This is a genomic window from Pseudomonadota bacterium (assembly GCA_038533575.1).
Taxonomy (GTDB): Bacteria; Pseudomonadota; Alphaproteobacteria; order Rhodobacterales; family Rhodobacteraceae; genus Shimia_B.
In genome coordinates this window covers 1,054,987-1,080,844 of sequence record JBCAYL010000001.1, presented here as the reverse complement: position 1 = coordinate 1,080,844, position 25,858 = coordinate 1,054,987, and the positions used below count along the sequence as shown (strand labels likewise).

24 protein-coding genes are annotated in these 25,858 nt (G+C 66.8%); 17 read left to right on the top strand and 7 right to left on the bottom strand.

Annotation, left to right across the window (positions count from 1 at the left end):
• The first annotated feature begins 119 nt into the window (after positions 1–119).
• Positions 120–680 (top strand): lytic transglycosylase domain-containing protein, encoded by a 561-nt coding sequence (locus AAFM92_05525; protein ID MEL7299828.1) that lies wholly within the window; start codon positions 120–122, stop codon positions 678–680.
• Between the two features lie 88 nt (positions 681–768).
• On the opposite strand, the gene AAFM92_05520 is transcribed toward AAFM92_05525, so the two are convergent.
• The 5 genes from AAFM92_05520 to miaA form a co-directional block, all read right to left on the bottom strand.
• Positions 769–2,193, bottom strand: coding sequence for an ABC transporter permease (locus AAFM92_05520; protein MEL7299827.1), 1,425 nt, complete (start codon positions 2,191–2,193; stop codon positions 769–771).
• Between the two features lie 15 nt (positions 2,194–2,208).
• Complete coding sequence (locus tag AAFM92_05515; protein MEL7299826.1) at positions 2,209–3,255, bottom strand: ABC transporter permease; 1,047 nt, start codon at positions 3,253–3,255, stop codon at positions 2,209–2,211.
• A gap of 139 nt (positions 3,256–3,394) precedes the next feature.
• Entirely contained in the window at positions 3,395–5,050 is a 1,656-nt protein-coding gene (locus AAFM92_05510; GenBank protein MEL7299825.1) for an ABC transporter substrate-binding protein, read from the bottom strand.
• Positions 5,051–5,266: 216 nt separating this feature from the next.
• Positions 5,267–6,088: an AraC family transcriptional regulator gene (locus tag AAFM92_05505; GenBank protein MEL7299824.1), complete on the bottom strand. Its 822-nt coding sequence runs from the start codon at positions 6,086–6,088 to the stop codon at positions 5,267–5,269.
• 100 nt (positions 6,089–6,188) lie between these two features.
• A complete protein-coding gene (gene miaA / locus AAFM92_05500; GenBank protein ID MEL7299823.1) occupies positions 6,189–7,025 on the bottom strand; it encodes a tRNA (adenosine(37)-N6)-dimethylallyltransferase MiaA in 837 nt (278 codons plus the stop codon).
• 145 nt (positions 7,026–7,170) lie between these two features.
• Between miaA and pyrH the strand changes: the two genes are divergently transcribed.
• The 12 genes from pyrH (at position 7,171) to lpxB (ending at position 18,215) form a co-directional block, all read left to right on the top strand.
• Positions 7,171–7,905, top strand: coding sequence for a UMP kinase (gene pyrH / locus AAFM92_05495; GenBank protein ID MEL7299822.1), 735 nt, complete (start codon positions 7,171–7,173; stop codon positions 7,903–7,905).
• Positions 7,906–8,028: 123 nt separating this feature from the next.
• Entirely contained in the window at positions 8,029–8,595 is a 567-nt protein-coding gene (gene frr / locus AAFM92_05490; protein MEL7299821.1) for a ribosome recycling factor, read from the top strand.
• Positions 8,596–8,599: 4 nt separating this feature from the next.
• Positions 8,600–9,316 carry a polyprenyl diphosphate synthase gene (gene uppS, locus AAFM92_05485; GenBank protein MEL7299820.1) on the top strand — a complete coding sequence of 239 codons (717 nt, stop codon included), beginning with the start codon at positions 8,600–8,602 and terminating at the stop codon, positions 9,314–9,316.
• On the top strand, positions 9,313–10,095 hold the full coding sequence (locus AAFM92_05480) for a phosphatidate cytidylyltransferase (protein ID MEL7299819.1): 783 nt from the start codon (positions 9,313–9,315) through the stop codon (positions 10,093–10,095). Before uppS ends, AAFM92_05480 begins: the two co-directional genes overlap by 4 nt.
• Positions 10,096–10,181: 86 nt before the next feature.
• Complete coding sequence (rseP, locus tag AAFM92_05475; GenBank protein MEL7299818.1) at positions 10,182–11,525, top strand: RIP metalloprotease RseP; 1,344 nt, start codon at positions 10,182–10,184, stop codon at positions 11,523–11,525.
• Positions 11,526–11,626: 101 nt separating this feature from the next.
• The gene (locus AAFM92_05470) at positions 11,627–11,770 is read left to right on the top strand and encodes a hypothetical protein (protein MEL7299817.1); all 144 of its coding nucleotides are present in this window, start codon (positions 11,627–11,629) and stop codon (positions 11,768–11,770) included.
• Between the two features lie 123 nt (positions 11,771–11,893).
• Positions 11,894–14,212 carry an outer membrane protein assembly factor BamA gene (gene bamA, locus AAFM92_05465; protein ID MEL7299816.1) on the top strand — a complete coding sequence of 773 codons (2,319 nt, stop codon included), beginning with the start codon at positions 11,894–11,896 and terminating at the stop codon, positions 14,210–14,212.
• Positions 14,212–14,838: an OmpH family outer membrane protein gene (locus AAFM92_05460; protein MEL7299815.1), complete on the top strand. Its 627-nt coding sequence runs from the start codon at positions 14,212–14,214 to the stop codon at positions 14,836–14,838. Before bamA ends, AAFM92_05460 begins: the two co-directional genes overlap by 1 nt.
• Before the next feature lie 59 nt (positions 14,839–14,897).
• Complete coding sequence (fabZ, locus tag AAFM92_05455) at positions 14,898–15,368, top strand: 3-hydroxyacyl-ACP dehydratase FabZ (protein ID MEL7299814.1); 471 nt, start codon at positions 14,898–14,900, stop codon at positions 15,366–15,368.
• A gap of 26 nt (positions 15,369–15,394) precedes the next feature.
• Positions 15,395–16,189, top strand: coding sequence for an acyl-ACP--UDP-N-acetylglucosamine O-acyltransferase (lpxA, locus tag AAFM92_05450; protein MEL7299813.1), 795 nt, complete (start codon positions 15,395–15,397; stop codon positions 16,187–16,189).
• Complete coding sequence (gene lpxI / locus AAFM92_05445) at positions 16,186–17,064, top strand: UDP-2,3-diacylglucosamine diphosphatase LpxI (GenBank protein MEL7299812.1); 879 nt, start codon at positions 16,186–16,188, stop codon at positions 17,062–17,064. Before lpxA ends, lpxI begins: the two co-directional genes overlap by 4 nt.
• Entirely contained in the window at positions 17,061–18,215 is a 1,155-nt protein-coding gene (gene lpxB, locus AAFM92_05440; GenBank protein MEL7299811.1) for a lipid-A-disaccharide synthase, read from the top strand. The genes lpxI and lpxB overlap by 4 nt, the downstream gene beginning before the upstream one ends.
• Positions 18,216–18,218: 3 nt before the next feature.
• On the opposite strand, the gene AAFM92_05435 is transcribed toward lpxB, so the two are convergent.
• Complete coding sequence (locus tag AAFM92_05435) at positions 18,219–18,722, bottom strand: GNAT family N-acetyltransferase (protein MEL7299810.1); 504 nt, start codon at positions 18,720–18,722, stop codon at positions 18,219–18,221.
• Entirely contained in the window at positions 18,715–19,857 is a 1,143-nt protein-coding gene (mnmA, locus tag AAFM92_05430) for a tRNA 2-thiouridine(34) synthase MnmA (protein MEL7299809.1), read from the bottom strand. The genes AAFM92_05435 and mnmA overlap by 8 nt, the downstream gene beginning before the upstream one ends.
• A 127-nt stretch (positions 19,858–19,984) precedes the next feature.
• On the opposite strand from mnmA, the gene AAFM92_05425 reads away from it, so the two are divergent.
• The 4 genes from AAFM92_05425 to recG all read left to right on the top strand — a co-directional run bounded on the left by AAFM92_05425 (position 19,985) and on the right by recG (position 25,579).
• A complete protein-coding gene (locus tag AAFM92_05425) occupies positions 19,985–20,263 on the top strand; it encodes a DUF1153 domain-containing protein (protein MEL7299808.1) in 279 nt (92 codons plus the stop codon).
• 89 nt (positions 20,264–20,352) lie between these two features.
• A complete protein-coding gene (locus AAFM92_05420) occupies positions 20,353–21,066 on the top strand; it encodes a response regulator transcription factor (GenBank protein ID MEL7299807.1) in 714 nt (237 codons plus the stop codon).
• Positions 21,067–21,323: 257 nt separating this feature from the next.
• Positions 21,324–23,492, top strand: a complete 2,169-nt coding sequence (gene ligA / locus AAFM92_05415; GenBank protein ID MEL7299806.1) for an NAD-dependent DNA ligase LigA — start codon at positions 21,324–21,326, stop codon at positions 23,490–23,492.
• A complete protein-coding gene (recG, locus tag AAFM92_05410) occupies positions 23,489–25,579 on the top strand; it encodes an ATP-dependent DNA helicase RecG (protein MEL7299805.1) in 2,091 nt (696 codons plus the stop codon). Before ligA ends, recG begins: the two co-directional genes overlap by 4 nt.
• The last annotated feature ends 279 nt before the right edge of the window (positions 25,580–25,858 follow it).

Below are 25,858 nucleotides of genomic sequence, written 5' to 3'. Positions count from 1 at the left end.
CCTCAATTCATTCATGTATTCGTTAACGAGCCCTGAATGTCCATTAAGCGTGGCTTTTTGCGGCGTCTTCGCTATAGGTTCCGCCCATGGGACGGCTGCTGTCACAGCTGGGATTGATGATGGCTGCCAGTGCCTTGGCGGCCTCTGCTGCCGTGGCGCAGACCACTTCGACGAAAAGCCGGAAGTCGATATTCCAGAGCCAGCTCGACGTGCTCGATAACAGGGCGGCCTCGCAATACTCGAGCTCGGTGCGGCTCACGCCCCGGGCCTTCGAGACACCCTCCCTCGCCAACGTGCCGCGCTACGAGGGCCGCTATAACGGCCCCTATCTCGAGATGGCCCGGCGCGCGGCGCGCCAGCACGGCATCCCCGAGGATCTCTTCCTCAGGCTCGTGCAGCAGGAAAGCGGCTGGAATGCGCGGGCGCGCTCGCACAAGGGGGCCATGGGCCTCGCTCAGCTCATGCCCGCCACGGCGCGTTACCTGCGCGTCGATCCAAACGATCCGCGGCAGAATCTCGAGGGCGGCGCGCGGTATCTCGCGGAGCAGTACCGCAGGTTCCGGTCATGGCGCCTGGCGCTCGCAGCCTACAATGCCGGCCCGCATCGCGTGGAGGAGTACGGCGGGGTCCCGCCCTTTAAGGAAACGCAGAACTACGTGCGGATCATCTTGGGATCCTAGCCTCACGCGCGGCGCGTCCCGGGCTACGACCCGGGACCTCGTTTTTTGAGGCAGAGGCCCCGGCGCGGTGGCCGGGGCGTGGGGCGCATCAGTCCTTCAGGCTCTCCTCCCGCAGGCCGTCGGCCAGGAGATTGAGGCCGAGCACCAGCGTCACAAGCGCCACGGCGGGCACGATGGCCGGATGCGGGAAGGCGCTGAGCAGGCGGCGGCCCGCGTTGATCGTCGTCCCCCAGTCCGGGCTTTCCGGCGGCAGGCCCAGGCCGAAGAAGCCCAGGGTCCCCAGAAGGATTGTCGTGTAGCCGATGCGCAGGCAGAAATCGACGATGAGCGGACCCCGCGCATTGGGCAGGATTTCCCAGAGCATGATGTACCACGGCCCCTCACCGCGCGTGGTGGCGGCGGCCACGTAGTCGCGCGTCTGGATGTCGAGGGCGAGGCCCCGCACGATGCGGAAGACGGTGGGCGAGTTCACGAAGACCACCGAGACGAAAACGATGAGGATACCGCCCGGCACGTCGAAGAGGTCCGCGACACCCATGAAATCCACCGGCGTGTTGAACTGCGAAATGAGCGAGAGATAGAGCCACCCGCCGACCAGCACCGTGCCGGCCACGAGCACGTTCCGCTTCGTTGGCGTTGTGAAATAGCGCGAATTGAAAAGCACCACGAGAAAGAGGATCGGGAAGAGGAATAGGACCATGGCCATGTAGGTAGGCAGGCCCGTGGCCACGATCTCGGGTGTCACCAGCAGGTAGAAGAGCAGGATCACCGGGAAGGCCAGGATGAGGTTCGCCACGAAGGTCAGCACCGTGTCGAAGGCCCCGCCGAAATAGCCCGCGGGCAGGCCCAGCGTGATCCCCACCATGAAGGCGAAGAGCGTCGCGAGCGGCGCGATGGTGATGACGATCTGGCTTCCCGCCACCATGCGCGAGAAGACGTCGCGCGCCAGCGCGTCCCCGCCGAGAAGGTAGTGCGGGTAGGCGCCGTCCTCGCCACCGCTCAGGGGCGATCCGGGCGGTTCGTTCTTCATCACCACTTCTTGCGCGAGGGGGTCGTAGGTCATGATCAGGTTGGCGAAGACCGCGGTGAAGACCCAGAATAGCACGAGGCCGAGGCCCACCATGCCGATGGGGCTGTCAAAGAGCTTGCCATAGAGGCCTAGCCGCTTCTTGAACATGATGGAAAGGGCGAAGGTCGCGATAAGCGCGACCCAGACAGGCGTGAACCGCGCGCCCACCTCGCCGATGATGCCCGTGATGCCGTAGGGGCCCACGATCGCCACGGCCATGTAGAGCACGACAATGGCCACGATGCCCGTGGCCGAGGCGAGGAACGCCATGGAGGCGTAGTCCGCCGGGCCCTTCTGCATCGCCAGAAGCCCCGAGCGGTTCGTGGTCACGAAGATCGGGATGATGAATTGCAACGCCATGCTCAGGATCGCGATGACGCCCAGCGCGTAGATGATGGGATTGAGATACGCTCCGAAGGAGCCGGTCCAGGTCAGTGCTTCCATGGGTCCTGCTCCTCGTTAAGCGACGCGAATGCGCGGGTTGAGATAGACATAGCCGATATCGGATATGAGCTGCGTGACGAGCACGACGACGACGGCCACCACCGAGCAGGCGAGCAGCAGGTCGATATCGTTGTTGCCCGCCGCCTGCACGAGGAGCCAGCCGAAGCCTTTGTAGTTGAAGAGCGTCTCCACGATGACGACGCCGTTCAAAAGCCATGGGAATTGCAGCATGATGACGGTGAAGGGCGCGATGAGCGCGTTTCTGAGTGCGTGCTTCAGCACGATGTTCTTGAAGCTCACGCCTTTGAGCCGTGCCGTGCGGATGTACTGCGCGGTCATGACTTCGGCCATGGAGGCCCGCGTCATCCGCGCGATGTATCCTAGGCCGTAGAGCGCGATGGTGATTACCGGCAGGAAGAAATTCTCGAAGTTCGCGCCGTCCATGGCGGAGGTGGCGGAGCCCTTGAAAATCCGCCCGAAGCCTGCCGAGGAGGCAAAAAGCGCGATGAAGATCACGCCCGAGACGTATTCCGGCGTGGCCGTGAAGGCGATGGAGGTGGTCGAGAGCGTCCGGTCCGTGCGCGAGCCCTCCCGCATCCCCGCCAGCACGCCGAAGATCAGCGCGCCGGGGACCATCACGATCATGACCCACATCATCAGGAAGCCGGTGAGGCCCAGCCGCTCGAAGGTGATGCCGCCCACGCCTTCCTTGAAGACCGTGGAGAAGCCCCAGTTGCCCTGCAGAAGCCCGCAATATTCCGGCGTGTCCTCGGGCTCCACGCCCGGGCGCACGCAGCGGCCCACGACGCGGCCATCCTCGAGCTCGGTGATGTGGCCCGGTAGCACGCCAGCCCATTCGAGATACTTCACCGGCATGGGCTCCAGGTAGCCCCGCGGCTCCAGCCAGCTCTGCACCTCGGCCTCCGTCATGCGGAAATTGCCCTGCGTCTTCGCGAGCTTCTCCAGGTTCGGATAGAGGTTCGTCAGGAAGAAGACGATGTAGGTCAGGCAGATCGCCGTGAGCAGCATGACGCTCGCGCGTCGAAGGATGAACTTACCCATCAGGGCCCCTGTGTTGGCTGTGGCGCCGCGCTCGCACGGAAAAGGAGGGCGCTCTTTTCATGGTTTTCCGGGATCGTGGGCACGCTCCACGGAAGAGGGGCCGCCGGTCTCCCGGCGGCCCCGTCTTGTCAGCGGTCCGTTAGGCCGCGAAGCCCCACTTATAGACCTGCGGCAGGTAGGCGATGTGCATGTCCACACCCACCATGCCCTCGCGGTGGTGACGCGTGAGCGTCCGCCAGTAGGGCTGAATGGTGACGCCTTCGTCGATCATGATCGCCTGAAGCTGGCCCATGACCTCGCGGCGCGCGTCAGCGTCAGCGATGGAATTCGCCTGCGCGAGGAGCGCGTCGAACTCGGCATTCGCAAAGCCGCTCTCGTTCCACGCCTCGCCGGAGCGATAGGCGAGACCGAGGACCTGCGTGCCCAGCGGGCGGTGGTTCCAGTTCGTGGAGCTGAACGGGTACTTGGCCCAGTCATTCCAGAACGTGGAGCCGGGCAGGACCGTCCGGCGCACGTTGATGCCCGCATCGCGCAGCTGCGCGGCCACCGCATCGGTGGTGTTCTTGCGGTAATCGTCGTCGATGGAGATCAGCTCGTGCTCGAAGTCGGCCATGCCGGCTTCCGCCATCAGCTCGGCCGCGCGGGCCGGGTTGTGCGGGATGCGCGTCACGGACGGATCGTGCTCGGGGTGCACCGGGCCCACATGGGCGTTGTCGGCGGTGATGCCGAGACCGGAAACGCCAAGCTCGAGGCAGACGGCGTTGTCGACGGCCATGGCGATGGCCTGACGCACGCGCTTGTCTGCGTAGGGGCGCATGCCGTCCACTTCGGCGAGCTGGTTCGGACGGATGCAGACCGTGGCGCCCGAGACGACGTCGGACTGGACGAGGCCGAGGCCGGTCTGGATGTCGACGAAGTCACCCACCGTCTCCCAGTTCATGTCGATCTCTTCGGCCTCGAAGGCTGCGACGAACGCGGCCGGGTCGGTGCCGTAATCGATGAACTCGATGCGGTCGACGTAGCCACCCTTGCCAGCAGCATAGCCCCACCACTCGTGATCGGGGTTCTTCTCGACGATGCCGCGCACGCCCACTTCGAGCTCGACTGGGCGCATGAAGCCGGTGCCGATCGGGCTGTCGATGCTCTCGAGCGAGGTGTCCGGATGCACGATGGCCGCCGGATAATCCGCCATGCCGGCGATGAGCGTGATGTCAGGCGCGGGCAAGTTAAGTTGCACGGTGTTCTCGTCCACGACCACGATCGCGCCTTCGATGGCACGGTTCGTATTGCTGTCGATGAGCGTGGCGAAGCGGCCCGCCATGGAGTTGCCCTCCACATCGGCCTCGCACCAGCCCGCGATGTTGCGGGCGACGTCTTCGGCGGTGAACGCGTCGCCGTTGTTCCAGGTCACACCCTGGCGCACGTTGAGCGTGTACTGCGTGGCGTCCTCGTTCACTTCCCAGCTCTCGAGGAGCATCGGCTCGAAGGAGCCGTCGGAATTGTATTCGACGAGGTACTCAAGCCAGCCGGCGGTGTAGGTGGCGATCTGGGTCCAGTCGTAGGTGCGCGGATCCTTGAGCGCGCGGACTTCCATCTGCATGCGGATGGTGCCGCCCTGCTGGGCGTGGGCCGCGGCCTTGGCCGGGGTCGCCCCGATCATGCCGTAGGCAACCGAGGTGGCCACACCCAACGCCGTGGTGCGTGCAAGAAACTCGCGGCGGTCCATCTTGCCCGCTTTGTGCTCCTCTGCGTACATCACCGCTGCAGGATGCACCTTCAGGTTCGTCTGCGTCATCGTAATCTCCCTGTGACACATCAATATTCGAGAACGGGGGATATCTGCGCTGCGCCACCCGTCCGGCGGCGCTGTCCCGGCACATACCTCCCCTCGCGTGGATGCCATTCGGCATTATTCGCAATCATAGGTCAACGGCTGCTTTCGCCCATCCGTATAACAATTGCGACACGCCGCGCGTCGAAAACAGACTTCGACACGAGGTTCAACCAAGTTTCAGTTCAGGCGGGGCGAGGGCACACGCGTCTCGGCGCCGCGAAAATCGCTCGGCGTGCGGCCCGTCTGCTTCTGAAAGGCGCGGGTGAAATAGGCCGCAGACGAAAAGCCGAGGCCCTCCGCGATCTGGCCCACGGGGCGCGAGGTCTGCGCGAGCATGGCGCGGGCCTCGTGCATGACGCGCTCGTTGAGCAGGGTGTGTGCCGAATGCCCGAGCGCCGCCTTGCAGGCCCGTGTGAGGTGCGTCGGCGTGACGCCGAGCTCCTTGGCGAGGGCATCGACGGAGCGGCCCTTGGCATAGTCGCGTTCCACGAGTTGCGTGAAGCGCTTGGCGAGGGCCTCGGAGGCGGAGCCCTGGCTCACCTCGAGCTGGTTGGTCTGCCGCGCGAGCCATACCGAGATGAGCCCGATGTGATGATGGGCCGCGCGCCGCCTGAGCTCCGGTGATCCGATGTCCTTCCGGGTGAGCTCGCGCTGCAGCGCTTCGAAGAGCGTCACGAACTCGCCGTGCTGAAGCACGTCGCGGACTCTGTAGAGGATGGGTGCGGTGGGCAGCTCACCGCCCGCTGTCACCGGCACAGTCAGGAGCTGGCCGAAATGGCCGGGCTTGGCGTCGAAGGCGTGGGGTGTGCCGGCTGGCAAGTAGACGATCGTGTTGGTGGAAAAGACCGAGCGCTTGCCACCCAGTGTGATGCGCCCCTGGCCCTTTGTGAACCAGATCAGCGTGTGGCTGTCGCTGGCATGAAGCGTCTCAGCGCGCCAGGCCGCGCGCGCAGAAATCTGCGGCAGGGGCGTGATGCTGATTTCGTCGTGGGACGGCATGGGCGTTGGTCCGTGTTCGATTTGTGAAGAAATAGCGGCAAAATTGAGGCGCGCGAAGCCGCTAAATGTGGGGTTTGGTCAAAGACGGGCGCGCGAGATATCAGTCTCCCAGCGCTATCCTGCGCCAGTCCTTCATCCGCGCGCGAAACCATGTGCGCTGCCGCTTGGCATATTGGCGGGTGCTGAGGATGGCGGCCTCGCGGGCCTCTGTGAGGCTCATTGTGCCGCGCAGATGGGCGATGAGCTCCGGCGCGCCGATGGCCTTCGCGGCGGGCCGTGCCGGGTCCCAATGCGGCAGCATGGCGCGCGCCTCCTCGAGGGCGCCCTCCGCGATCATGAGGTCAAAACGCTGCTCGATGCGCGGGTTGAGCCAGGTCTTGCTTGCATCGAGATGGAGCAGGTGGGCGTCCCGCGGGGTGACGAGCGGTGGCGGCGTGTCCCGTTGCCAGGCAGCGATCCCGCGCCCGGTGGCCGCCAGCACCTCCCAGGCGCGCTGCACGCGCGCCGGGTTCATGACGTCGATCCGCGCGGCGGTCTCCGCGTCGAGCTCGGCGAGGAGTGCGGCGCGCCCCTCGGAGGCCATGCGCGCATCGGCGCGGGCCCGGATCTCCTGCGGTGTCGCGGGGATCTCGGCCAAGCCCTCCGTGAGCGCGCGGAAGTAGAGCCCCGTGCCGCCCACGATGACCGGTGCCGGGCTTAGCTTGAGAAGCGGGGCCACCTCGCGCAACCACTCTCCTACCGAGTAGGCCGCGTCGTGGGGCACATGCCCGTAGAGGCGGTGCTCCGCGGTGGCCTCGTCCGCGGCCGACGGCCGCGCGGATAGCACGCGCCAGCAGGCATAGACCTGCAGCGCGTCAGCGTTGACGATCTGCCGCCCTTGCGCGGTCGCGATCTCGAGCGCGAGCGCCGATTTGCCGCTCGCTGTCGCACCGGCCATGAGCACGTGCCGCGCCGGATCAAGATCCCCAATATTTATCAGAGGCTTAGAAGCCAATTCCACCCCTCGCCGCAGCGGGCAAATCCGCGTTGAACCCGCGGGCCTTTTTCGACATGTTGCGCGCAGCTAGCAAGGGGGCCCGACGATGAGCGAAACCGACAGCGACCACGATCCCCGGTTCAAGCGCGTCCTTCTCAAGATCTCCGGCGAGGCGCTCATGGGCGACCAAGGCTACGGGCTCCACCCGCCCACCGTGGAGCGCATCGCGCAGGAGGTGAAAGGTGTCCACGACATGGGCGTGGAGATCTGCATGGTGATCGGCGGCGGCAACATCTTCCGCGGGCTGCAGGGCTCGGCCCAGGGTATGGAGCGGACCACGGCCGATTACATGGGGATGCTCGCCACGGTCATGAACGCGCTGGCCATGCAGGCCGCGCTCGAAAAGCTCGGGATCTTCACCCGCGTGATCTCCGCCATTCCCATGGACCAGGTCTGCGAGCCCTATATCCGCCGCCGCGCCGTGCGCCACCTCGAGAAGAAGCGGGTCTGCATCTTTGCCGCCGGCACCGGCAATCCGTATTTCACGACCGACACCGCCGCCACGCTGCGCGCCAACGAGATGTCCTGCCAGGCGATCTTCAAGGGCACCAAGGTCGACGGCGTCTACGACAAGGACCCCGCCAAGCACGACGATGCCAAGCGCTTTGACACGGTCACTTATGACGAGGTGCTGCAGAAGCGCCTCGGCGTCATGGATGCCTCCGCCATCGCGCTCGCACGGGACAACAAGCTGCCGATCATCGTCTTCTCGCTCGACGAGCCCGGCGGCTTCCGCGGGATCCTCGCGGGGCAGGGGACCTTTACCCGCGTCGAGGGCTGAGCGCCCGCGCAGTGCGGTACGCGTGCAACGCCCCGCGCCCACGCAGCCCACGCCTATACAAGTGGCGAAGAAGCGCGATATACCCTCCCGCAAAAGCAGAATTGACGAAAAGAGCAGCTGGCCATGTCCGACGAAATCATCGAACCAGATACCGCTGACCTCCAGAAGCGCATGGATGGCGCCATCGCCTCCCTGCGGACGGAATTCGCATCGCTGCGCACGGGGCGCGCCTCGGCCTCCATGCTCGAGCCCGTCATGGTGGACGCCTATGGCCAGCCCACGCCGATCAACCAGGTCGGGACGGTCAACGTCCCCGAGCCGCGCATGGTCACGGTCAACATCTGGGACAAGTCGCTCGTCGGGAAGGCCGAGAAGGCCATTCGCGAAAGCGGGCTCGGGATCAATCCGCAGCTCAACGGCACCATCATCATGCTGCCGATCCCCGAATTGAACGAGGAACGCCGCAAGGAGCTCTCCAAGGTCGCCGCGCAATATGCCGAAAGCGCCCGCGTCGCGATCCGCAACGTGCGCCGCGACGGCATGGACCAGGTCAAGAAGGCCAAGGCCGCCGGCATGGCCGAAGATGACCAGAAGCTCTGGGAGAGCGAGATCCAGGACATGACCAACGCGATGATCAAGCGGGTGGACGAGCAGCTCGACACCAAGCAAGCCGAGATCATGCAGGTCTGATCCGGTGAGCCTCGACACCGACAGCCCGTTTCACGTCGCCTGCATCATGGACGGCAATGGCCGCTGGGCGCAAAGCCGCGGACGGCCGCGCCTCGTGGGCCATCACGTGGGCGCGCGGCGCGTGAAGGACATCGTGCGCCGCTGCCCGGACATCGGGGTCACGCACCTGACGATCTTCGCCTTCTCCACCGAGAACTGGAAACGCACGCAGACGGAAGTGGCCGGTCTCATGCGCCTCTTCCGGCGCTACATCACCCACGAGGCGCGCGCGCTCCATGCCCAGGGCGTGCGCGTCCGCTTCATCGGGGATCGCATCCGCCTCGAGGACAGCCTCGTGGCGTTGATGGACGATCTCGAGCTGATGACGGCGGGCAATGAGGGCCTAAATCTCACCATCGCCATCAATTACGGCGGGCGCGACGAGGTGACCCGCGCCGCCCGGCGCATGGCGGTCGAGGTCTCGCAAGGGCGGCTCGATCCCAAGGCCGTGGATGCCGAATGCCTCGCGGGCTTCCTCGACACGCGCTTCCTGCCTGACCCCGATCTCGTCATCCGCACGAGTGGCGAGGCGCGGATCTCCAACTTCCTCCTCTGGCAGTCGGCCTATGCGGAGTACGAATTCATCGACACGCTCTGGCCGGATTTCACCGCGGACGAATTCGAGCGGACGGTGTCAGGCTACGGCACGCGGGAGCGGCGCTTTGGTGGCGTGATCGCATGACCTCTCCGAAATGGGACGACCTGCAAGCGCGCCTCGTCTCCGGCGCGCTGATGGCGCTGCTGGGGATCGCGGCCGTGGCGCTCGGCGGGGTCTGGTTCCAGATGCTCACCGTCTTCGTCACCGCTATCATGGTCTGGGAGCTATGGACGATGATCGCGCCCGAAGCGCCGGTGCCCGGCATGCTCCTCGCGGCGGGAACGGCCTCGGTGCTCTCCGGGCTCTTCGCCGATCCGCTGATCCTTGCCTTCGCCCTTGCGCCGCCGATCCTCGGCGCGCTCGCGCTCTCGCGGGAGCGTCTGACCTTCGCGGCCTTCGCGCTGGCGATCATCATCGCGGGCTGGGGGCTCGTGACCTTTCGCGAGGAGCACGGGATGGTCTGGATCATCTGGCTCATCCTCGTCGTCGTGATCACCGACGTGGCGGGCTATTTCGCCGGTCGCGTCTTCGGCGGCCCCAAATTCTGGCCTGCCATCTCGCCCAAGAAGACGTGGTCAGGCACCGTCGCGGGCTGGGTCGGTGCCGCGCTCGTCGGCGCGGCCTTCCTGACGTTCACCAAGGCGGGCGCCGATCTCATCTGGATCTCCGCCGTCGTGAGCTTTGCCAGCCAGATGGGCGACATCGCCGAAAGTGCCCTCAAGCGGCGCATGAACGTGAAGGACAGCTCCACCCTCATCCCCGGCCATGGCGGGCTATTTGACCGTTTCGACGGCCTTCTCGGGGCCTCGCTCGTCATGCTCGGGGCCGCGCTCATCGTCAACGTGCCCGACGTGGCGCTCTAGGGCGCGCGGATCCCACCCTTGATAACTCTGCTCATCCGCCTCATCTCTCGCCGGTAAGAGCACGCCGATAGGATACATAACAGCCCATGGACCTCACCAGCTTGATCGCGACTTTCGGTGGCCTCACCTGGGTGATCGTCACCTTCATCGTCGCGCTCAGCGTGATCGTGGCGGTCCATGAATACGGTCACTACATCGTGGGCCGCTGGTGCGGGATCAAGGCGGATGTCTTTTCGGTGGGCTTCGGAAAGCCCCTCGTGCAGCGCACCGACCGGCACGGGACGGTCTGGCAGCTCGCGCTCTTGCCCTTCGGCGGCTACGTGAAATTCCGCGGCGATGCCAATGCGGCCTCGGCAGGGGCCGACGGCGAGACCATGAGCGCGCTGAGCCCCGAGGAGCGACGCGCCACGATGCACGGCGCACCGGTCTGGGCACGGTCGCTCACGGTGGCGGCGGGCCCGGTGTTCAATTTCATCCTGTCGGCGCTGATCTTCGCGGCGTTCTTCATGTTCAACGGCGAGGCCCGCGAGCCGCTGACGGTGGATACGAGCCTGCCGATGCCGGTCGTCAACGAGCTCGAGCAGGGGGACGTGATCCGCTCCATCGGCGGCGTCGCGCTCAGCTCCGTCGAGGAGCTCGCCACGATCCGCGACGAGGTCCCCGGGACGGCCACGCTGACCTATATCATCGAGCGGGACGGGCAGGAGATGGCGGTGGAAGCGCCCCATATCTCGCCGCCGCTCGTGCGGGCCGTGACGCTCGAAAGCGCCGCGGAGGATGCCGGGATCGAGGCCGGGGACGTCGTGCTCAGCATCGATGGCACCGACATTGCCATCTTCGACGACATGATCGAGATCGTCACCGCCACGGCTGGCAAGCCCCTGGCGCTCGAGGTCTGGCGGGACGGCGAGGTGCTCGATTTCATCCTCGAGCCCCGCGCGACGGACGAGCGGCTCGAGGGCGGCGGGTTCGAGACCAATTATCGGATCGGCCTCCGCGGCGGCACCTTCTTTGACCCCGTGACCGAGACGGTGGGGCCGCTCACCGCGATCCCCGCGGCGATCAGCCAGGTGGGCTTCATCATCGTGGCCTCGCTCGACGGGCTCTGGAACATCATCACCGGCGCCATCGGGACATGCAATCTCTCCGGCCCGGTGGGCATCGCCACGACCGCGGGCACCATGGCCAGCCTCGGGATCGACGACTTCATCCAGTTCATCGCCTTCATTTCCACGGCCGTGGGGCTCGTGAACCTCTTCCCGATCCCGATCCTCGATGGCGGGCACCTCGTGCTCCATGCCTACGAGGCCGCCGCCCGCCGCCCGCCGTCGGAGCGGGTGATGAACGGGCTCATGGTCTTCGGCCTCTCGGTGGTGGTCTTCGTCATGGTCTTCGGGCTCGCCAACGACATCGTCTGCCGCGTCCTGTGACGCCCACGCGCCCCCAAGAGACCTAGGCTGCGCCGCATTCTCGCCCCATTCCCCCGCGATCTTCCTAACAAGGAAACACGCGACCCATCGGGGGATGAGACATGCAGACCATCCAGAACAACGCAAAAGGGCTCGGCCTGATCGTGGATATGGCCTGGGACCGGCTGCTTTTCGTCGCCGCCATCGGCATCGCGCTCGTGGCATCGTCCAACATCGGCTACCTGGCGATCCCCGCCGGCTTCTGAGCCCTGCACGCAACAACTCGACCCGGGCCGCGCTTCTGCGCGGCTTTCTGCGTTATGCTGTTTTGACAGGTCTGGGCCAACCGGCTAACAGCTATAAAAAACAGCAGGCGGGGGCATGGGCAGATGCAGCTGATTTGGAGCACGTTTCGCGGGCGTGGGCTCACCTATCTTTTGGCGGCGGGGCTCGCGCTGCTCCTTGCCACTGATGCGATCGCGCAATCGCGCATTTCCAACATCAACGTCGAAGGCAACCGCCGCATAGAGACGGCGACGATTATCAGCTTTGCCGGGATCACGCCGGGAGAGGTGCTGAGCACCGGCGAAATCAACGATGCGATCCAGCGCATTCGCGCCTCCGGCCTCTTCGCCACTGTGGACGCGGTGCCCTCGGGCGGCACGCTGACGATCATCGTCGAGGAATTCCCGACAGTGAACAGGGTGGCCTTCGACGGCAATGCGCGCATCTCGGATGCCGATCTCGAGCGGATTGTCCGCTCGCAGCCCAGGCGCGTCTTCAATCCCACCGTCGCCGAACAGGACGCCGCCGCCATCAGCCAGGCCTACGCGAACGAGGGCCGCATCGCGGCCACCGTGAACCCGCGCATCATTCGCCGCTCCGACAACCGCGTCGATCTGATCTACGAGATCACCGAGGGCGGCGTCGTGGAGGTGGAGCGCATCTCCTTCGTGGGCAACCGCGCCTTCTCCGACCGCCGTCTGCGCCGCGTCCTCGAGACGACGCAGGCCGGGCTCTTCCGCCTCCTCGTGCGCACCGACACCTTCGTAGAGGACCGCCTCGAATTCGATCAGCAGGTCTTGCGGGATTTCTACAATTCGCGCGGCTACGTGGACTTCCGCACAGTGAGCGTAAGCTCCGAGCTCAGCCCGCAGCGGGACGCGTTCTTCATCACCTTCAATGTCATCGAAGGGCAGCAATTCCGCGTGGGTCAGGTCACCACGACCTCGCTGCTCGATGATGTGGACGCCGCGCCCTTCGATGCGGCCACGCGGCTGCGCTCGGGCGCGATCTACTCGCCGGTAGCCATCGAGAACGACATCGACCGCCTAGAGACGCTGGCTCTCCGTCAGGGGCTCAACTTCGTCCGCGTCACCCCGCGGATCACCCGCAATGACCGGGACCTGACGCTCGACGTCGATTTCGAGATCGACCGCGGCCCGCGCGTTTTCGTCGAGCGCATCGATATCGAGGGCAACACAACGACGCTCGACCGTGTCATCCGCCGCCAGTTCCAGGTGGTGGAGGGCGATCCCTTCAATCCCCGCCAGATCCGGGCCTCCGCGGAGCGTATCCGCGCACTGGGATACTTCGCCAATGCCGACGTGAATGCGCGCGAAGGCTCCTCGCCGGACCAGGTCATCATCGACGTGGATGTCGTCGAGCAGCCCACGGGCTCCTTCTCCTTCGGGGGCAACTTCTCGACGGAGAATGGCTTCGGGCTGCTCTTCGAGTTTTCCGAGCGGAACTTCCTGGGGCGTGGCCAGACGCTCAACGCCCGGCTTGCGACCGGGGAAGACAACGCGCTCTTCTCGCTCAATTTCGTGGAGCCGGGACTCTTTGACCGCGACCTCGCGGGCGGGCTGCGCTTCAATTTCTCGCGCACCAATAACGACGACGCGCTCTATGACACGCAGACCTTCGAGATCTCGCCGTCGCTCGGTTTTCCCGTCTCCGAGAACGGGCGCGTGACGACGGGCGTCTTCGTTCGCAACCGGGACCTCTTCGACGTGTCCTCCGATGCAGCAGGCATCCTGCAGGACGAAGGCCTCCGCGGTGACGAGACCACCTACGGCCTCGCCTACAGTTACTCCTTCGACAATCGCCGCTCCGGGCTCAATCCGCGCGCCGGCGTCCTCCTCCGCGTGGGGCAGGAATTCGCGTTCGGCGACAGCCAGTTCGTGGAGACGACGGCTCTGGCAGCCGCTGAGACCCGCGTGCTCGGGGAAGATGTGCTGCTCCGGGCCACGCTCGAGGGCGGCGCGCTCAACTACCTGGACGGTACGAGCCGCGTCACGGATCGCTTCTTCCTCGGCTCGCGCCGGATGCGGGGCTTCCGTGCCTCCGGCATCGGCCCCCGTGAACGGGGCACGTCGGGATCGGGCGAGGCCTTCGACGACGCACTCGGCGGCGAATTCTTCGCCGTGGCCCGGCTCGAGGCGGAATTCCCCATCGGGCTTCCCGAAGAATATGGCATCACCGGTGGTGTGTTCTTCGATTACGGCTCGGTCTGGAATATCGGCGACACGTCCGGCGCCACGGGCACGGTCTTTTACGACGACTTTACCCCGCGCAGCGTGGTCGGCGTCGCGATCCTCTGGGACAGCCCCCTCGGCCCGCTCCGCTTCAATTTCTCGGACGCGATCCAGAAGGAAGAGTTCGACGATGAGCAGGAGTTCGACCTGACGATCTCCACCTCCTTCTGATGGCGTGCGCGGGCTGGCTCCGCGCGGGCCTTCTGGCGCTCGCCCTCTTCGGTACGGCCCCGGTGGCGCAGGCGCAGGAAGCGCCCGCGCCTCTGGCGCTGCGCTCCCCGGTGCTGACGATCGAATCCGCGCGGCTCTTCCCCGAAACGGAGCTCGGTCGATCCATCCTCGCGCAGATCGCCGAGGAGCAGCGCATCTTCAACATCGAGAACCAGGAGTTGGCGGATGCCTTCCGCGAGGAGGAGCTCGCGCTGACGGATCGCCGCGCAACGCTCCCGCGCGACGAGTTCGCCGCGCTCGCGGAGGATTTCGATGCCCGGGTTCAGGCGGCCCGGCGCGAGCGGGACGCGCGCGAGGCCGAGATCGAGGCCAGCGCCGATCTCCGGCGGCGCTCGTTCAGCCAGGCCGTGCGCCCGATCCTCAACCAGATCATGCGAGAGGCCGGGGCGGCCGTCCTCATCGAGGCCGAGACCGTGCTCATCCGCGCCGACGCCATCGACATCACCGATATCGCGATCGTGCGGATCGACGCGGCCACCGAGCTCGACCCGGACGCGCTGCCCGAGGGCTCTGAGGGGCTAGAGGGCACGGAGCCGCCCGAGGACGACGCGGCGCCCGAAGAGTAGCCCGCTTGCCAGAGCCTTGCCCCCTTGGTAGCCCGGCCAGAGGCAAAGAAGGACGCGCCATGACCGACGCCACGACCCTGCACCAGACGGCCGATATCCAGCTCATCCAGCGGCTCTTGCCCCACCGCTACCCGTTCCTCCTCGTGGACCGCGTGACCGATATCGACGGCACGGCCTCGGCCACCGGCTGGAAGAACGTCACGATGAACGAGCCCCATTTCCAGGGCCATTTCCCGGGCACGCCGATCATGCCGGGCGTGACCATCGTGGAGGCCATGGCGCAGACCGCGGCGGTGATGGTGGGCACTTCGCTCGGCCTCGCGGACAAGGAGATGCTCATCTACTTCATGGCCATCGACGGCTGCAAATTCCGGCGCAAGGTCATCCCCGGCGATGTGCTGCGCATGGAGTTGAAGACCTTGCGGGGCAAGGCCGGCGGCAAGGTATGGAAGTTCGAGGGCAAGGCCACCGTGGAGGGCGAGCTCGCCTGCCAGGCGGAATTCACCGCCATGATGGACCTGCCCGAGTGAGCGGGACGGAGCCCAGTGACACCAGCGTGACCCAGAACGACCATATCCACCCCACTGCCATCGTCGAGGCGGGCGCCAAGGTGGACCCGTCCGCGAAGGTGGGGCCGTTTTGCATCGTCGGCGCAGAGGCGGTGCTTGGCCCGCGCGTGGAGCTCAAGAGCCACGTGATCGTCACCGGCAAGACGCGCATCGGGGAGGGGACGGTCGTCTTCCCCTTCAGCGTGCTGGGCGAGATCCCGCAGGATCTGAAGTTCAAGGGCGAGGCCTCCGAGCTCGTCATCGGCGCACGAAACCGAATCCGAGAGCACGTGACCATGAATACCGGCACCGAGGGCGGTGGCGGGGTCACGCGCGTGGGCGATGACGGGCTCTTTATGGCCGGCTGTCACATCGCCCATGACGCCCGGATCGGGGATCGCGTCATTGTCGTGAATTCTGCCGCCATTGCGGGGCACTGCGTCCTAGAGGACGAGGTCATCGTCGGCGGGCTCTGCGGGATCCACCAATGGGTCCGCATCGGGCGCGGCGCGATCATCGGCGCGCTTTCCATGGTCACCGCCGACGTCATGCCCCATGGCCTCGTTCAGGGCGCGCGGGGCGAGCTCGACGGGCTCAATCTCGTGGGACTGAAGCGCCGCGGCGTGGCGCGCGCGGATATCACCGCGCTTCGCGCCGCCTTCCAGATGCTCGCCCAGGGCGACGGCGCCTTTCTCGACCGCGCGCGCCGCCTCAAGGACGAAAGCGAGAGCGCCTATGTGCAGGACATGGTGCGCTTCATCACCGGCGGGGAAAGCGACCGCGGCTTCCTGACCCCGAAATGAGCGGTCGCCTCGCGCTGATCGCGGGGGCGGGCACGCTGCCCGGTGTGATCGCCGCCCGGGCCGGGGAGAGGCCCTTCATCGCGGCCATGGCGGACCACATGCCCGACGGTCTTGCCCCCGATCTCACCTTTCGGCTGGAGCATCTCGGCAGCACGCTGGAGCGCCTGCGCGACGCGGGCGTCTCCCGGCTCTGCCTCGTTGGGAAGGTCACGCGGCCCAGCATCGACCCCGCGGAAATCGATCCCGCGACGCGGCCCCTCGTGCCCCGGCTCATGGACGCGCTTGCCCGCGGCGATGACGGCGCGCTGCGGGCTTTGCTGTCGATCCTCGAAGAGGCCGGGTTCGAGGTCGTCGGAGCCCATGACATCGCCCCGGATCTGCTGCCTGCGCCGGGCGTGATCACCGGCGAGGTGACCGCGCGGGACGAGGCCGATGCCGCGCGCGGGGCGGAGATCGTCGCCGCGCTCGGCGCGGCCGATGTGGGGCAGGCTTGCGTGGTGGCCGCGGGGCAGGCGCTCGCCGTGGAGACCTTGCCCGGCACCGATTGGATGCTGCGCTCTCTCCTGTCGCATACGACGCTGCCGACCGTACTCAACCCGCTCGGCATGGCTGCCGACTGGCTCAGCGGACCGGCCGCACCCCGCGTGGCGCGGGACCCCGGCCTGCCGCCCGGCGGCCTGCTCTACAAGGCACCGAAGCCCGGGCAGGAGCTCCGGGTGGACATGCCAACCATCGGCCCCGCGACCGCGCGCCACGCGGCGGAGGCGGGGCTCGCGGGCATCGTCATCGCCGCGGGCGGCGTGCTCCTCCTCGAGCGGGAGGCCACCATCGCGGAGGCCGAGGCCGCCGGCCTCTTCCTCTGGGTGCGGCCGTGAAACTCTTCCTGACAGCCGGGGAGCCCTCCGGCGATGCCCTCGGGGCGGCACTGGTCGCGGGTCTCCGGGCCTTGCAGCCGGATGTGGAGCTCCGCGGCGTGGCCGGGCCGCAGATGAAAGCGGCGGGCATGGAGAGCCTTTTCCCGATGGAAGAGCTCTCGGTCATGGGCATCGCGGAGGTGCTGCCGAAGTACTTTCCTCTCAAGCGCCGTATCCGAGAGACCGCCGTGGCCGCGCTTGCGTGGCAGCCCGATGCCGTCGTCACCATCGACAGCCCTGATTTCTCCCTGCGCGTCGCCAAGCTGATCAAATCCGCCTCCCGCCTTCGCACGGTGCATTACGTGGCCCCTACGGTCTGGGCGTGGCGCCCTGGGCGGGCGGCAAAGATGGCGCCGCTCATCGACCATGTCCTCGCGCTCTTTCCGTTCGAGCCGCCCTACATGACAGCCCATGGCATGACCTGTGATTTCGTGGGGCACCCGGTCGCAGCGCGCGCGCCGGTCCCTGCGGAGGCGCAGCGAGCTTTCCGCGCGGCGCATGGCCTCGGCGATGCGCGCGCGCTCGTTCTCCTGCCGGGGTCGCGCCGGGGCGAGGTCGAGCGCCTGATCCCGGTTTTTGCCGAGGCCCTTGCGCGCTCGGAGCTCAAGGATTGGCCCGTGATCCTGCCCACCTTGCCCCATATCGCGCCCCGCGTCCGGGAGCTTGCCACGGCGCTGCCACGCGCGCCCATCATCCTCGGCGATGCCGGGCAGGGCGCGTCCGAGGCCGCCGAGGACCGCCGCGTGGCCATGGCCGCCGCCGACCTCGCCCTCGCCGCCTCGGGGACGGTCTCGCTCGAGCTTGCCGCCGCCAAGACGCCCATGGTGATCGCCTACGACATGAACTGGCTCACGCGCGCCTATATCGAGCGCCGCCTCCTGACCGACACCGTCACGCTCGTGAACCTCGTAAGCAAGACGCGGGCCGTGCCCGAATTCATCGGAAAGGCCTGCCGGCCCGAGCGGATCGCGCCGGCGCTCGACGCGCTCGCGCGGGATCCGGCGGACCAGCTGAGCGCCATGGCACAGACGATGGAGCAGCTCGGGGCGGGGCAGGAGGCACCGGGGCTGCGTGCGGCGAAGTCGCTTCTCGCGCATCTGCCCTCGGGCTGAGGATCAGCGCGCGCTTCGGGGCCGCTCGTAATAGCCGGTATCGACCCAGGCCGCGCCGTCCCAATGGTCTTTCTCCCCGCAGCGGACCTCCGTGAAGCCGAGCTTTCCCAGGAGATGCGCGGAGGCCGTGTTCTCCGGGGTGATCTCCGCGGTGATGATCTCGAGGTCCATCAGGCTGTGCAGTACCGGCAGAAGCGCCCCGAGCGCCTCTGACATGAGCCCCTGGCCCCAATGCGGGCGGATGAGGAAATACCCGAGCTCCGGGGCCTTCCAGATCCCGGCCTTGCCGATGACCGCCCCGTCACGCTCGAGCACGTATTCCCGCGTCACGTGGGGCGGGCTCTCCACGGTGCCGCGGACCCATGCTTGCGTCTCTTCGAGGCTCTCATGGGGCGCGGACCAGTATGCCATCGCCGCCGGGTCCGAGAAGAAGGCGTGCAGCGCTGCCGCGTCGCGCAGGGCCATCGGGCGGAGCGTCAGACGCTCCGTCCGGATGATCTCAGCCACGGGTGATCCAGCCGCCGCCGAGCACGCGCGTGCTGTCGGGGGCGTAGAAGACGCAGGCCTGGCCCGGGCTGATGCCCTCCTCGGCCACCACGAGCTCCACCTCGGCGGTGCGCGGCCCCGTCGGGCGCAGCACGGCGTCCCGCGGGGGGCGGGTGGAGCGCACCTTCGCGGTGATGTTCCAGGCCTTGGCGCTTTCGAAGGGCGCGTCGCCCAGCCAGTTCACCTCCGCCACCGGCACGCGGCGCGTGGCGAGCAGGTCTTTCGGGCCCACGATCACGCGGCGCGCATCCACGTCGAGCTTCACGACGTAGAGCGGCTCGTCGAGCCCGCCGATGCCGAGGCCCCGCCGCTGCCCGATCGTGTAGTGGATGACACCGCGATGCGTACCGAGGACGCGCCCGTCGGCATGGACGATCTCGCCGGGATCGGCCGCGCCCGGACGCAGCTTCTCGATGACGGCGGCATAGTCGCCGTTCGGGACAAAGCAGATGTCCTGGCTGTCGGGCTTGTCGGCCACCGGAAGCCCGTGCTTGGCCGCCAGCGCGCGCGTCTCGGCCTTCGTGGCGAGGTGCCCGAGGGGGAAGCGCAGGTAATCGAGCTGCTCGGCGGTCGTCGAGAACAGGAAATAGCTCTGGTCGCGCACGGGATCGGCGGCCATGTGCAGCTCGGGCCCCGCCGCGCCCATCCTGCGCTGGATATAGTGCCCGGTGGCCATGCAATCAGCCTCGAGATCCTTGGCGGTCTCGAGCAGGTCGCGGAACTTCACCCGCTCGTTGCAGCGGATGCAGGGCACCGGAGTTGCGCCTGCGAGATAGCTGTCGGCGAACTCGTCGATCACCGCCTCGCGAAAGGTGTTTTCGTAGTCGAGCACGTAGTGTGGAAAGCCCATTTCCTCAGCCACGCGGCGGGCATCGTGGATGTCGCGCCCGGCGCAACAGGCGCCTTTCTTGGCCAGCGCCGCGCCGTGATCGTAGAGCTGGAGGGTGACGCCGACGACATCATAGCCCTCCGCCGCGAGTTCGGCGGCGACGACCGAGCTGTCCACGCCACCCGACATCGCGACCACCACCCGCGTCTGGGCGGGCGGCTTGGCAAATCCGAGCGAATTCAGTTCGTGGGTCGTGTCGAGCGACATGGGTCTCATCCTCTTCAGGAGGCGCGGAATATAGGAAAATCCGAAACACTCACAAGGGCCCGTTTCACCCCCCGTTAAGCGAAGCGCACGAGAGTGTCATCAAAGTCCGCGCAGAAGAGTGAGTAGAATGTTTTTGAAGAAACTGGATGGGCCCAGAACGGTGACCCTGCCCGACGGGAGTGTGATGACCCGGGCAGACCTGCCTCCCGTCAACACGACGCGCTGGGTCGCGAGCCGAAAAGCCACTGTTATCAAGGGGATCGTGTCTGGGCTGATTACCCGCGAGGAAGCCTGCCAGCTCTACGCGCTCAGCGAGGAGGAGCTGGCGAGCTGGATGCATGCCGTGAGCCGCCACGGGGAGAAGGCGCTCAAGGCCACCGCGCTGAAGAAATATCGTCAACCTTAAGTTGTAGTGCAGCAGCCTCCTATGTGGTAACGCGGTATTAACCATTGGCTGCCAAGGTGGAGACGCTGAGCCATTCGGAGGAAGTGTTGATGCGCGTACTGCTTGTGGAAGACGATCCAACCACGTCCAAGAGCATCGAATTGATGCTGACCCATGCGAATTTGAACGTGTACGCCACCGACATGGGCGAGGAAGGGATCGATCTCGCGAAGCTCTACGACTACGACCTGATCCTGCTCGACATCAACCTGCCGGACATGAACGGCCTCGAGGTCCTGCGGCAGCTCCGGCTGAGCCGCATCGAGACGCCGATCCTCATCCTCTCCGGCGACACCGACACCGAAAGCAAGATCAAGGGCTTCGGCTTCGGCGCGGACGATTACATGACAAAGCCCTTTCACCGCGAGGAGCTCGTCGCGCGGATCCACGCCATCATCCGCCGCTCGAAGGGCCATGCCCAGAGCATCATCAAGACCGGGCGTGTCGTGGTAAACCTCGACGCCAAGACCGTGGAGGTGGACGGCAAGAGCGTGCACCTGACGGGCAAGGAATACCAGATGCTCGAGCTCCTCTCGCTCCGCAAGGGGACCACGCTCACCAAGGAAATGTTCCTCAATCATCTTTATGGCGGGATGGACGAGCCGGAGCTCAAGATCATCGACGTCTTCATATGCAAGCTCCGCAAGAAGCTCTCCACGGCCACGGATGGGGAAAACCACATCGAGACGGTCTGGGGCCGGGGCTACGTGCTCCGCGACCCGGAACGCGCGGCCGAGGAGCCGCCGGTGGCCATCCGCGCCTGACACGGGCCCCTCTCTTTCCTCTCTCTTCCACTCACTGACGACCACCCCATGAGCGCCTCCCAATGTGTTGGGGGGCGTTCGCGGTTTTGGGGTTCAGGTCGGGGAAGGGACCCGGGCGGCGTGCTGGAAAGCATCTCGGGCGGTGGGGCGGACCGCGCCTCCCATGTGCCTGAGGTGCCCGCATCGCGGGGCGCAAGGCTGGACGCATCCCTCCTCGCGCCCTAACACCAACCCCAAGACGACCTGGGGCACTTTCGATGACGGACACGACGCATGGCGCGGCAGACATAGAGGCGCTCTCCAAGGACGAGGCCGCTGAAGAGCTCGCCACGCTGGCAGCAGAGCTCGCCCGCGCCAACAGCGCCTATCACACGGAAGACGCGCCGGAGATCTCGGATGCGGAGTACGACGCGCTCAAGGCGCGGAACGCCGCGATCGAGGCCCGTTTCCCCGATCTCAAGCGCGCGGACAGCCCCTCCGAGCAGGTGGGCGCCGCCATCAACACGGCCTTCGGCAAGGTCACCCACGCGGTGCGCATGATGTCGCTCTCGAACGCATTCGAGGATGCGGACGTGGCCGAATTCGACGCCCGCACGCGCAAGTATCTCGGGCTCGGCGCCGATGCCGCGCTGGCCTACACGGCCGAGCCTAAAATCGATGGCCTCTCGCTCTCGCTGCGCTACGAGAAGGGGCGCCTCGTGCAGGCGGCCACGCGGGGCGATGGGGCCGTGGGAGAGGATGTGACCGCCAACGCGCGCACCATCGACGACGTCCCGGAGAGGCTCGAGGGCGCGCCCGAGCTTCTCGAGATCCGTGGCGAGGTCTACATGGCCCATGCCGATTTCGAGGCCTTGAACGAGCGGCAGGCAGAGCAGGGTGCCAAGACCTTCGCGAACCCGCGCAACGCCGCCGCGGGCTCTCTCCGCCAGCTCGACAGCGCCATCACCGCCGCGCGCCCGCTGCGCTTTTTCGCCTATAGCTGGGGCGCGCTCTCCGAGCCCCTCGCGGAGACGCAATCGGGCGCCGTGGCGCGCATGGCGGCGCTCGGATTTTCGACCAACCCGCTGACCCTGCGCTGCGAGAGCCCGGAAGAGATGCTCGCCCATTACCGCGAGATCGAGCAGAAACGCGCCACGCTCGGCTATGACATCGACGGCGTCGTCTACAAGGTCGACGACCTCGCGCTGCAGGAGCGCATGGGCTTCCGCTCCACCACGCCTCGCTGGGCCATCGCGCACAAATTCCCGGCAGAGCTCGCCTGGACGACGCTCGAAAAGATCGAGATCCAGGTGGGCCGCACGGGCGCTCTGAGCCCCGTGGCGCGCCTTGCGCCTGTCACGGTGGGGGGCGTCGTCGTCTCCAACGCCACCCTCCATAACGAGGATTACATCGCCGGGCGCGACAACAAGGGCGGCGAGATCAGGGGCGGCAAGGACATCCGCGCCGGGGACTGGGTGCAGGTCTACCGGGCGGGCGATGTCATCCCCAAGGTCGCTGACGTGGACCTCTCGAAACGCCCCGACGGTGCCCAACGCTTCGCATTCCCGAGCACCTGCCCGGACTGCGGCTCGGAGGCCATTCGCGAAGAAGGCGATGCCGTCCACCGCTGCACGGGCGGTCTCATCTGCCCGGCGCAGGCCGTCGAGAAGCTGAAGCATTTCGTCTCGCGCGGCGCGCTCGACATCGACGGGCTCGGCGCGAAACAGATCGAGATGTTCTACGGCGACGACACGCTCCCGATCCGCGAGCCGGCTGATATCTTCACGCTGGCCAGGCGCGACGCCGACAACGTCTCCAAGCTGGCAAATCGCGAGGGCTACGGCGCGAAATCGGCGGACAATCTCTTTGCCGGGATCGAGGCGCGGCGGAGCTTTGCCTTCTCCCGCGTCCTCTTCGGCCTGGGCATCCGGCACGTGGGCGAGGCCGCCGCGCGCCTCATCGCGCGCCATTACGGCAGCTGGAGCGCGTTCACTGAAGCGATGGACAAGGCCGCCCAGGAACCGGCCATGGAAGCGCAGACCAAGGAGGCGCTGACAACGAGCCCCGCCTGGCAGGATCTCCTAGGCGTTGACGGCGTGGGGCAGACGCTCGCCGCCTCCCTCATCACCACCTTCGCGCAGGAGCGCGAGCGCGCCTCCATCGACCGCCTGGCGCATGAACTCACCATCGAGGACGAGGCCGCCCCAGCGCAGAGCTCGCCCGTGGCGGGCAAGACGGTCGTCTTCACCGGCACGCTCGAAAAGATGACCCGCGCCGAGGCCAAGGCCCGCGCCGAGTCGCTCGGCGCGAAGGTTTCGGGCTCGGTGAGCGCGAAGACCGATCTCCTCGTGGCAGGCCCGGGCGCGGGATCGAAGGCCAAGAAGGCCGCGGAGCTCGGCATCGAGACCATCGACGAGGATGGCTGGCTGGATCTCATCGGCGGATGAGCACCCGCCCGGAACTCCTTTTTCCGCTCTTCGGGGATCTCGAGACGCTCCCTGGCGTGGGCCCGAAAATGGCACAGAACATGGCCGCGCTCGGCATCGAGAAGCCGCGTGACCTGCTCTTTCATCTGCCGCACGCGATCATCGATCGCCGTCCGGTGGAGACGGTGCAGGGGCAGGGGCTCCCTGCGACGCTGACGGTGGAGGTGGAGGTCAAACGCCACCACGCGCCGAGCCGACGGGGCGCACCGCACCGCATCTTCGTGGAGGACAGCGCGACAGCCTTCCAGCTCGTCTACTTCCACGCGCGAGGCCCGTATCTGGAGAAGATCCTGCCCGTGGGCGCGCGGCGTGTCGTTTCGGGCAAGGTCGAGCTCTTCGACGGGGAGGCCAACATGGTCCATCCCGATCACGTCGTGGCGCCCGATGATCTTCAGGAGATACCGGAGGTGGAGGCCGTCTACCCGCAGGGCGCCGGCGTGACCTCCAAGGTGCTGTCGAAGGCGGTGGCAGGCGCGCTGGAGCGGCTCCCCGACTTTCCCGAATGGGCAGACGCGGCGCTCGTGGCGGAGAAGGGCTGGGCCAGCACTGCCGAGGCGATCCGCGCGGTTCAGGCGCCCCGCACGATGGGGGATGTCTCACCGTCATCCGCCGCCCGCACGAGGCTCGCCTATGACGAGCTCCTCGCGCACCAGCTGACGCTAGCGCTCGCCCGCGCGCGCGATCGCAAGGCCAAGGGGATCGTCAGCGAGGGAGACGGGCGTCTCCGCCAGCGGATCCTCGATGCGCTGCCCTTCGACCCCACCGGCGCGCAGACCCGCGCCATGGACGAGATCGCCGCCGACATGGCCCGCCCGAAGCGGATGAACAGGCTGCTGCAAGGCGATGTGGGCGCAGGGAAAACCCTCGTTGCCTTCCTCGCGCTGCTCGTGGCCGTGGAGGCGGGCGGACAGGGCGTGATGATGGCGCCCACGGAGATCCTCGCGCGCCAGCACCTCGAGAGCCTCGCGCCCATGGCCTCTGACGCCGGCGTGCGGCTCGTGCTCCTCACCGGCCGCGACAAGGGCGCGGGCCGCGAGGAGAAGCTTCAGGCGCTGGCCGCGGGAGAGATCGATATACTCGTGGGCACCCATGCGGTCTTCCAGAAGGACGTGGTCTTCTGCGACCTGCGGCTGGCCATCGTGGACGAGCAGCACCGCTTTGGCGTGCGTCAGCGGCTTCTTCTCGGAGAAAAGGGTGCGGCGGCGGATGTGCTCGTGATGACGGCGACGCCCATCCCGCGCAGCCTCGCGCTCGCGCAGTACGGGGACATGGACGTCTCACTCCTCGATGAGAAGCCCCCCGGGCGCACGCCGATCCAGACGGCGACCGTGCCCATGGAGCGGATCGACGACGTCGTCGCCAAACTCCGCGCCGCGGTGGCCGAGGGCAAGCAGGCCTACTGGGTCTGCCCCCTCGTGGAAGAAAGCGAGACGGTGGACATGACCGCCGCCGAGGACCGTTTCAAGCGGCTCCGCGCCGCGCTCGGGGAGGGGGTCGTGGGGCTCGTCCATGGCCAGATGCCGCCCGCCGAGAAAGACGCCGCGATGGCGCGCTTTGCGTCGGGCGAGACATCGGTCCTCGTGGCGACGACGGTGATCGAGGTGGGGGTGAATGTGCCCAACGCGACGATCATGGTCATCGAACGCGCCGAGAGCTTTGGCCTCGCGCAGCTCCACCAGCTGCGCGGCCGCGTGGGGCGCGGCTCCCTCGCCTCCACCTGCCTCCTCATCTATCAGGCCCCGCTCACCGAGGGCGGGGAGCGCAGGCTGCGCATCATGCGCGAGACGGAGGATGGCTTTCGCATCGCCGAAGAAGATCTCGCCATCCGTGGCGCGGGCGACATGATCGGGACGGCGCAATCGGGCCTGCCGCGCTTTCGCGTGGCCAATCTGGAGGCGATGCCGGGGCTCATGGCCACCGCGCAGAGCGATGCGCGCAAGCTTCTCCACGACGATCCCACGCTGGAGAGCCCGCGCGGCAAGGCGGCGCGTGTTCTCCTCTGGTTCATGGAGCAGGACCGGGCGATCCGTTTGATCTCAGTGGGTTAGCGGCTTTCTGCGCGAAAAGTTCACGTTTGTTCTTAAAAAGTTCTTTACGCGCGGGCATCGGTGTGAGAACAAAGTGTCAACAAGACACTTCAACAGACGAGCTGCACCATGAAAAAGATCGCCACCGCCCTCCGCATCCCCACGCTCCTGCAGGACGTGATCGGCGTCACCGCGCTCATGGCCATGCTTTATACCGGGCTCTGGATGCCCGCGTTCATCTAAGGTTTCTGCCTGCGGTCCCCTGACGCTTAGCGCTTTTGTCCCCTCGTTCGCGCTGAT

Excerpts from the sequence above, each read along its gene's own strand:
- AAFM92_05470 (MEL7299817.1), top strand. The coding sequence starts at position 11,627 with ATGCAGACCATCCAGAACAACGCAAAAGGGCTCGGCCTGATCGTGGAT.
- AAFM92_05525 (MEL7299828.1), top strand. The coding sequence starts at position 120 with ATGGCTGCCAGTGCCTTGGCGGCCTCTGCTGCCGTGGCGCAGACCACT.
- AAFM92_05420 (MEL7299807.1), top strand. The coding sequence starts at position 20,353 with ATGCGCGTACTGCTTGTGGAAGACGATCCAACCACGTCCAAGAGCATC.
- miaA (MEL7299823.1), bottom strand. The coding sequence starts at position 7,025 with ATGGCCGGTGCGACAGCGAGCGGCAAATCGGCGCTCGCGCTCGAGATC.
- AAFM92_05505 (MEL7299824.1), bottom strand. The coding sequence starts at position 6,088 with ATGCCGTCCCACGACGAAATCAGCATCACGCCCCTGCCGCAGATTTCT.
- lpxI (MEL7299812.1), top strand. The coding sequence starts at position 16,186 with ATGAGCGGTCGCCTCGCGCTGATCGCGGGGGCGGGCACGCTGCCCGGT.
- AAFM92_05515 (MEL7299826.1), bottom strand. The coding sequence starts at position 3,255 with ATGGGTAAGTTCATCCTTCGACGCGCGAGCGTCATGCTGCTCACGGCG.
- mnmA (MEL7299809.1), bottom strand. The coding sequence starts at position 19,857 with ATGTCGCTCGACACGACCCACGAACTGAATTCGCTCGGATTTGCCAAG.
- fabZ (MEL7299814.1), top strand. The coding sequence starts at position 14,898 with ATGACCGACGCCACGACCCTGCACCAGACGGCCGATATCCAGCTCATC.
- AAFM92_05425 (MEL7299808.1), top strand. The coding sequence starts at position 19,985 with ATGTTTTTGAAGAAACTGGATGGGCCCAGAACGGTGACCCTGCCCGAC.
- AAFM92_05510 (MEL7299825.1), bottom strand. The coding sequence starts at position 5,050 with ATGACGCAGACGAACCTGAAGGTGCATCCTGCAGCGGTGATGTACGCA.
- pyrH (MEL7299822.1), top strand. The coding sequence starts at position 7,171 with ATGAGCGAAACCGACAGCGACCACGATCCCCGGTTCAAGCGCGTCCTT.
- AAFM92_05460 (MEL7299815.1), top strand. The coding sequence starts at position 14,212 with ATGGCGTGCGCGGGCTGGCTCCGCGCGGGCCTTCTGGCGCTCGCCCTC.
- AAFM92_05520 (MEL7299827.1), bottom strand. The coding sequence starts at position 2,193 with ATGGAAGCACTGACCTGGACCGGCTCCTTCGGAGCGTATCTCAATCCC.
- rseP (MEL7299818.1), top strand. The coding sequence starts at position 10,182 with ATGGACCTCACCAGCTTGATCGCGACTTTCGGTGGCCTCACCTGGGTG.
- recG (MEL7299805.1), top strand. The coding sequence starts at position 23,489 with ATGAGCACCCGCCCGGAACTCCTTTTTCCGCTCTTCGGGGATCTCGAG.
- AAFM92_05480 (MEL7299819.1), top strand. The coding sequence starts at position 9,313 with ATGACCTCTCCGAAATGGGACGACCTGCAAGCGCGCCTCGTCTCCGGC.
- frr (MEL7299821.1), top strand. The coding sequence starts at position 8,029 with ATGTCCGACGAAATCATCGAACCAGATACCGCTGACCTCCAGAAGCGC.
- ligA (MEL7299806.1), top strand. The coding sequence starts at position 21,324 with ATGACGGACACGACGCATGGCGCGGCAGACATAGAGGCGCTCTCCAAG.
- bamA (MEL7299816.1), top strand. The coding sequence starts at position 11,894 with ATGCAGCTGATTTGGAGCACGTTTCGCGGGCGTGGGCTCACCTATCTT.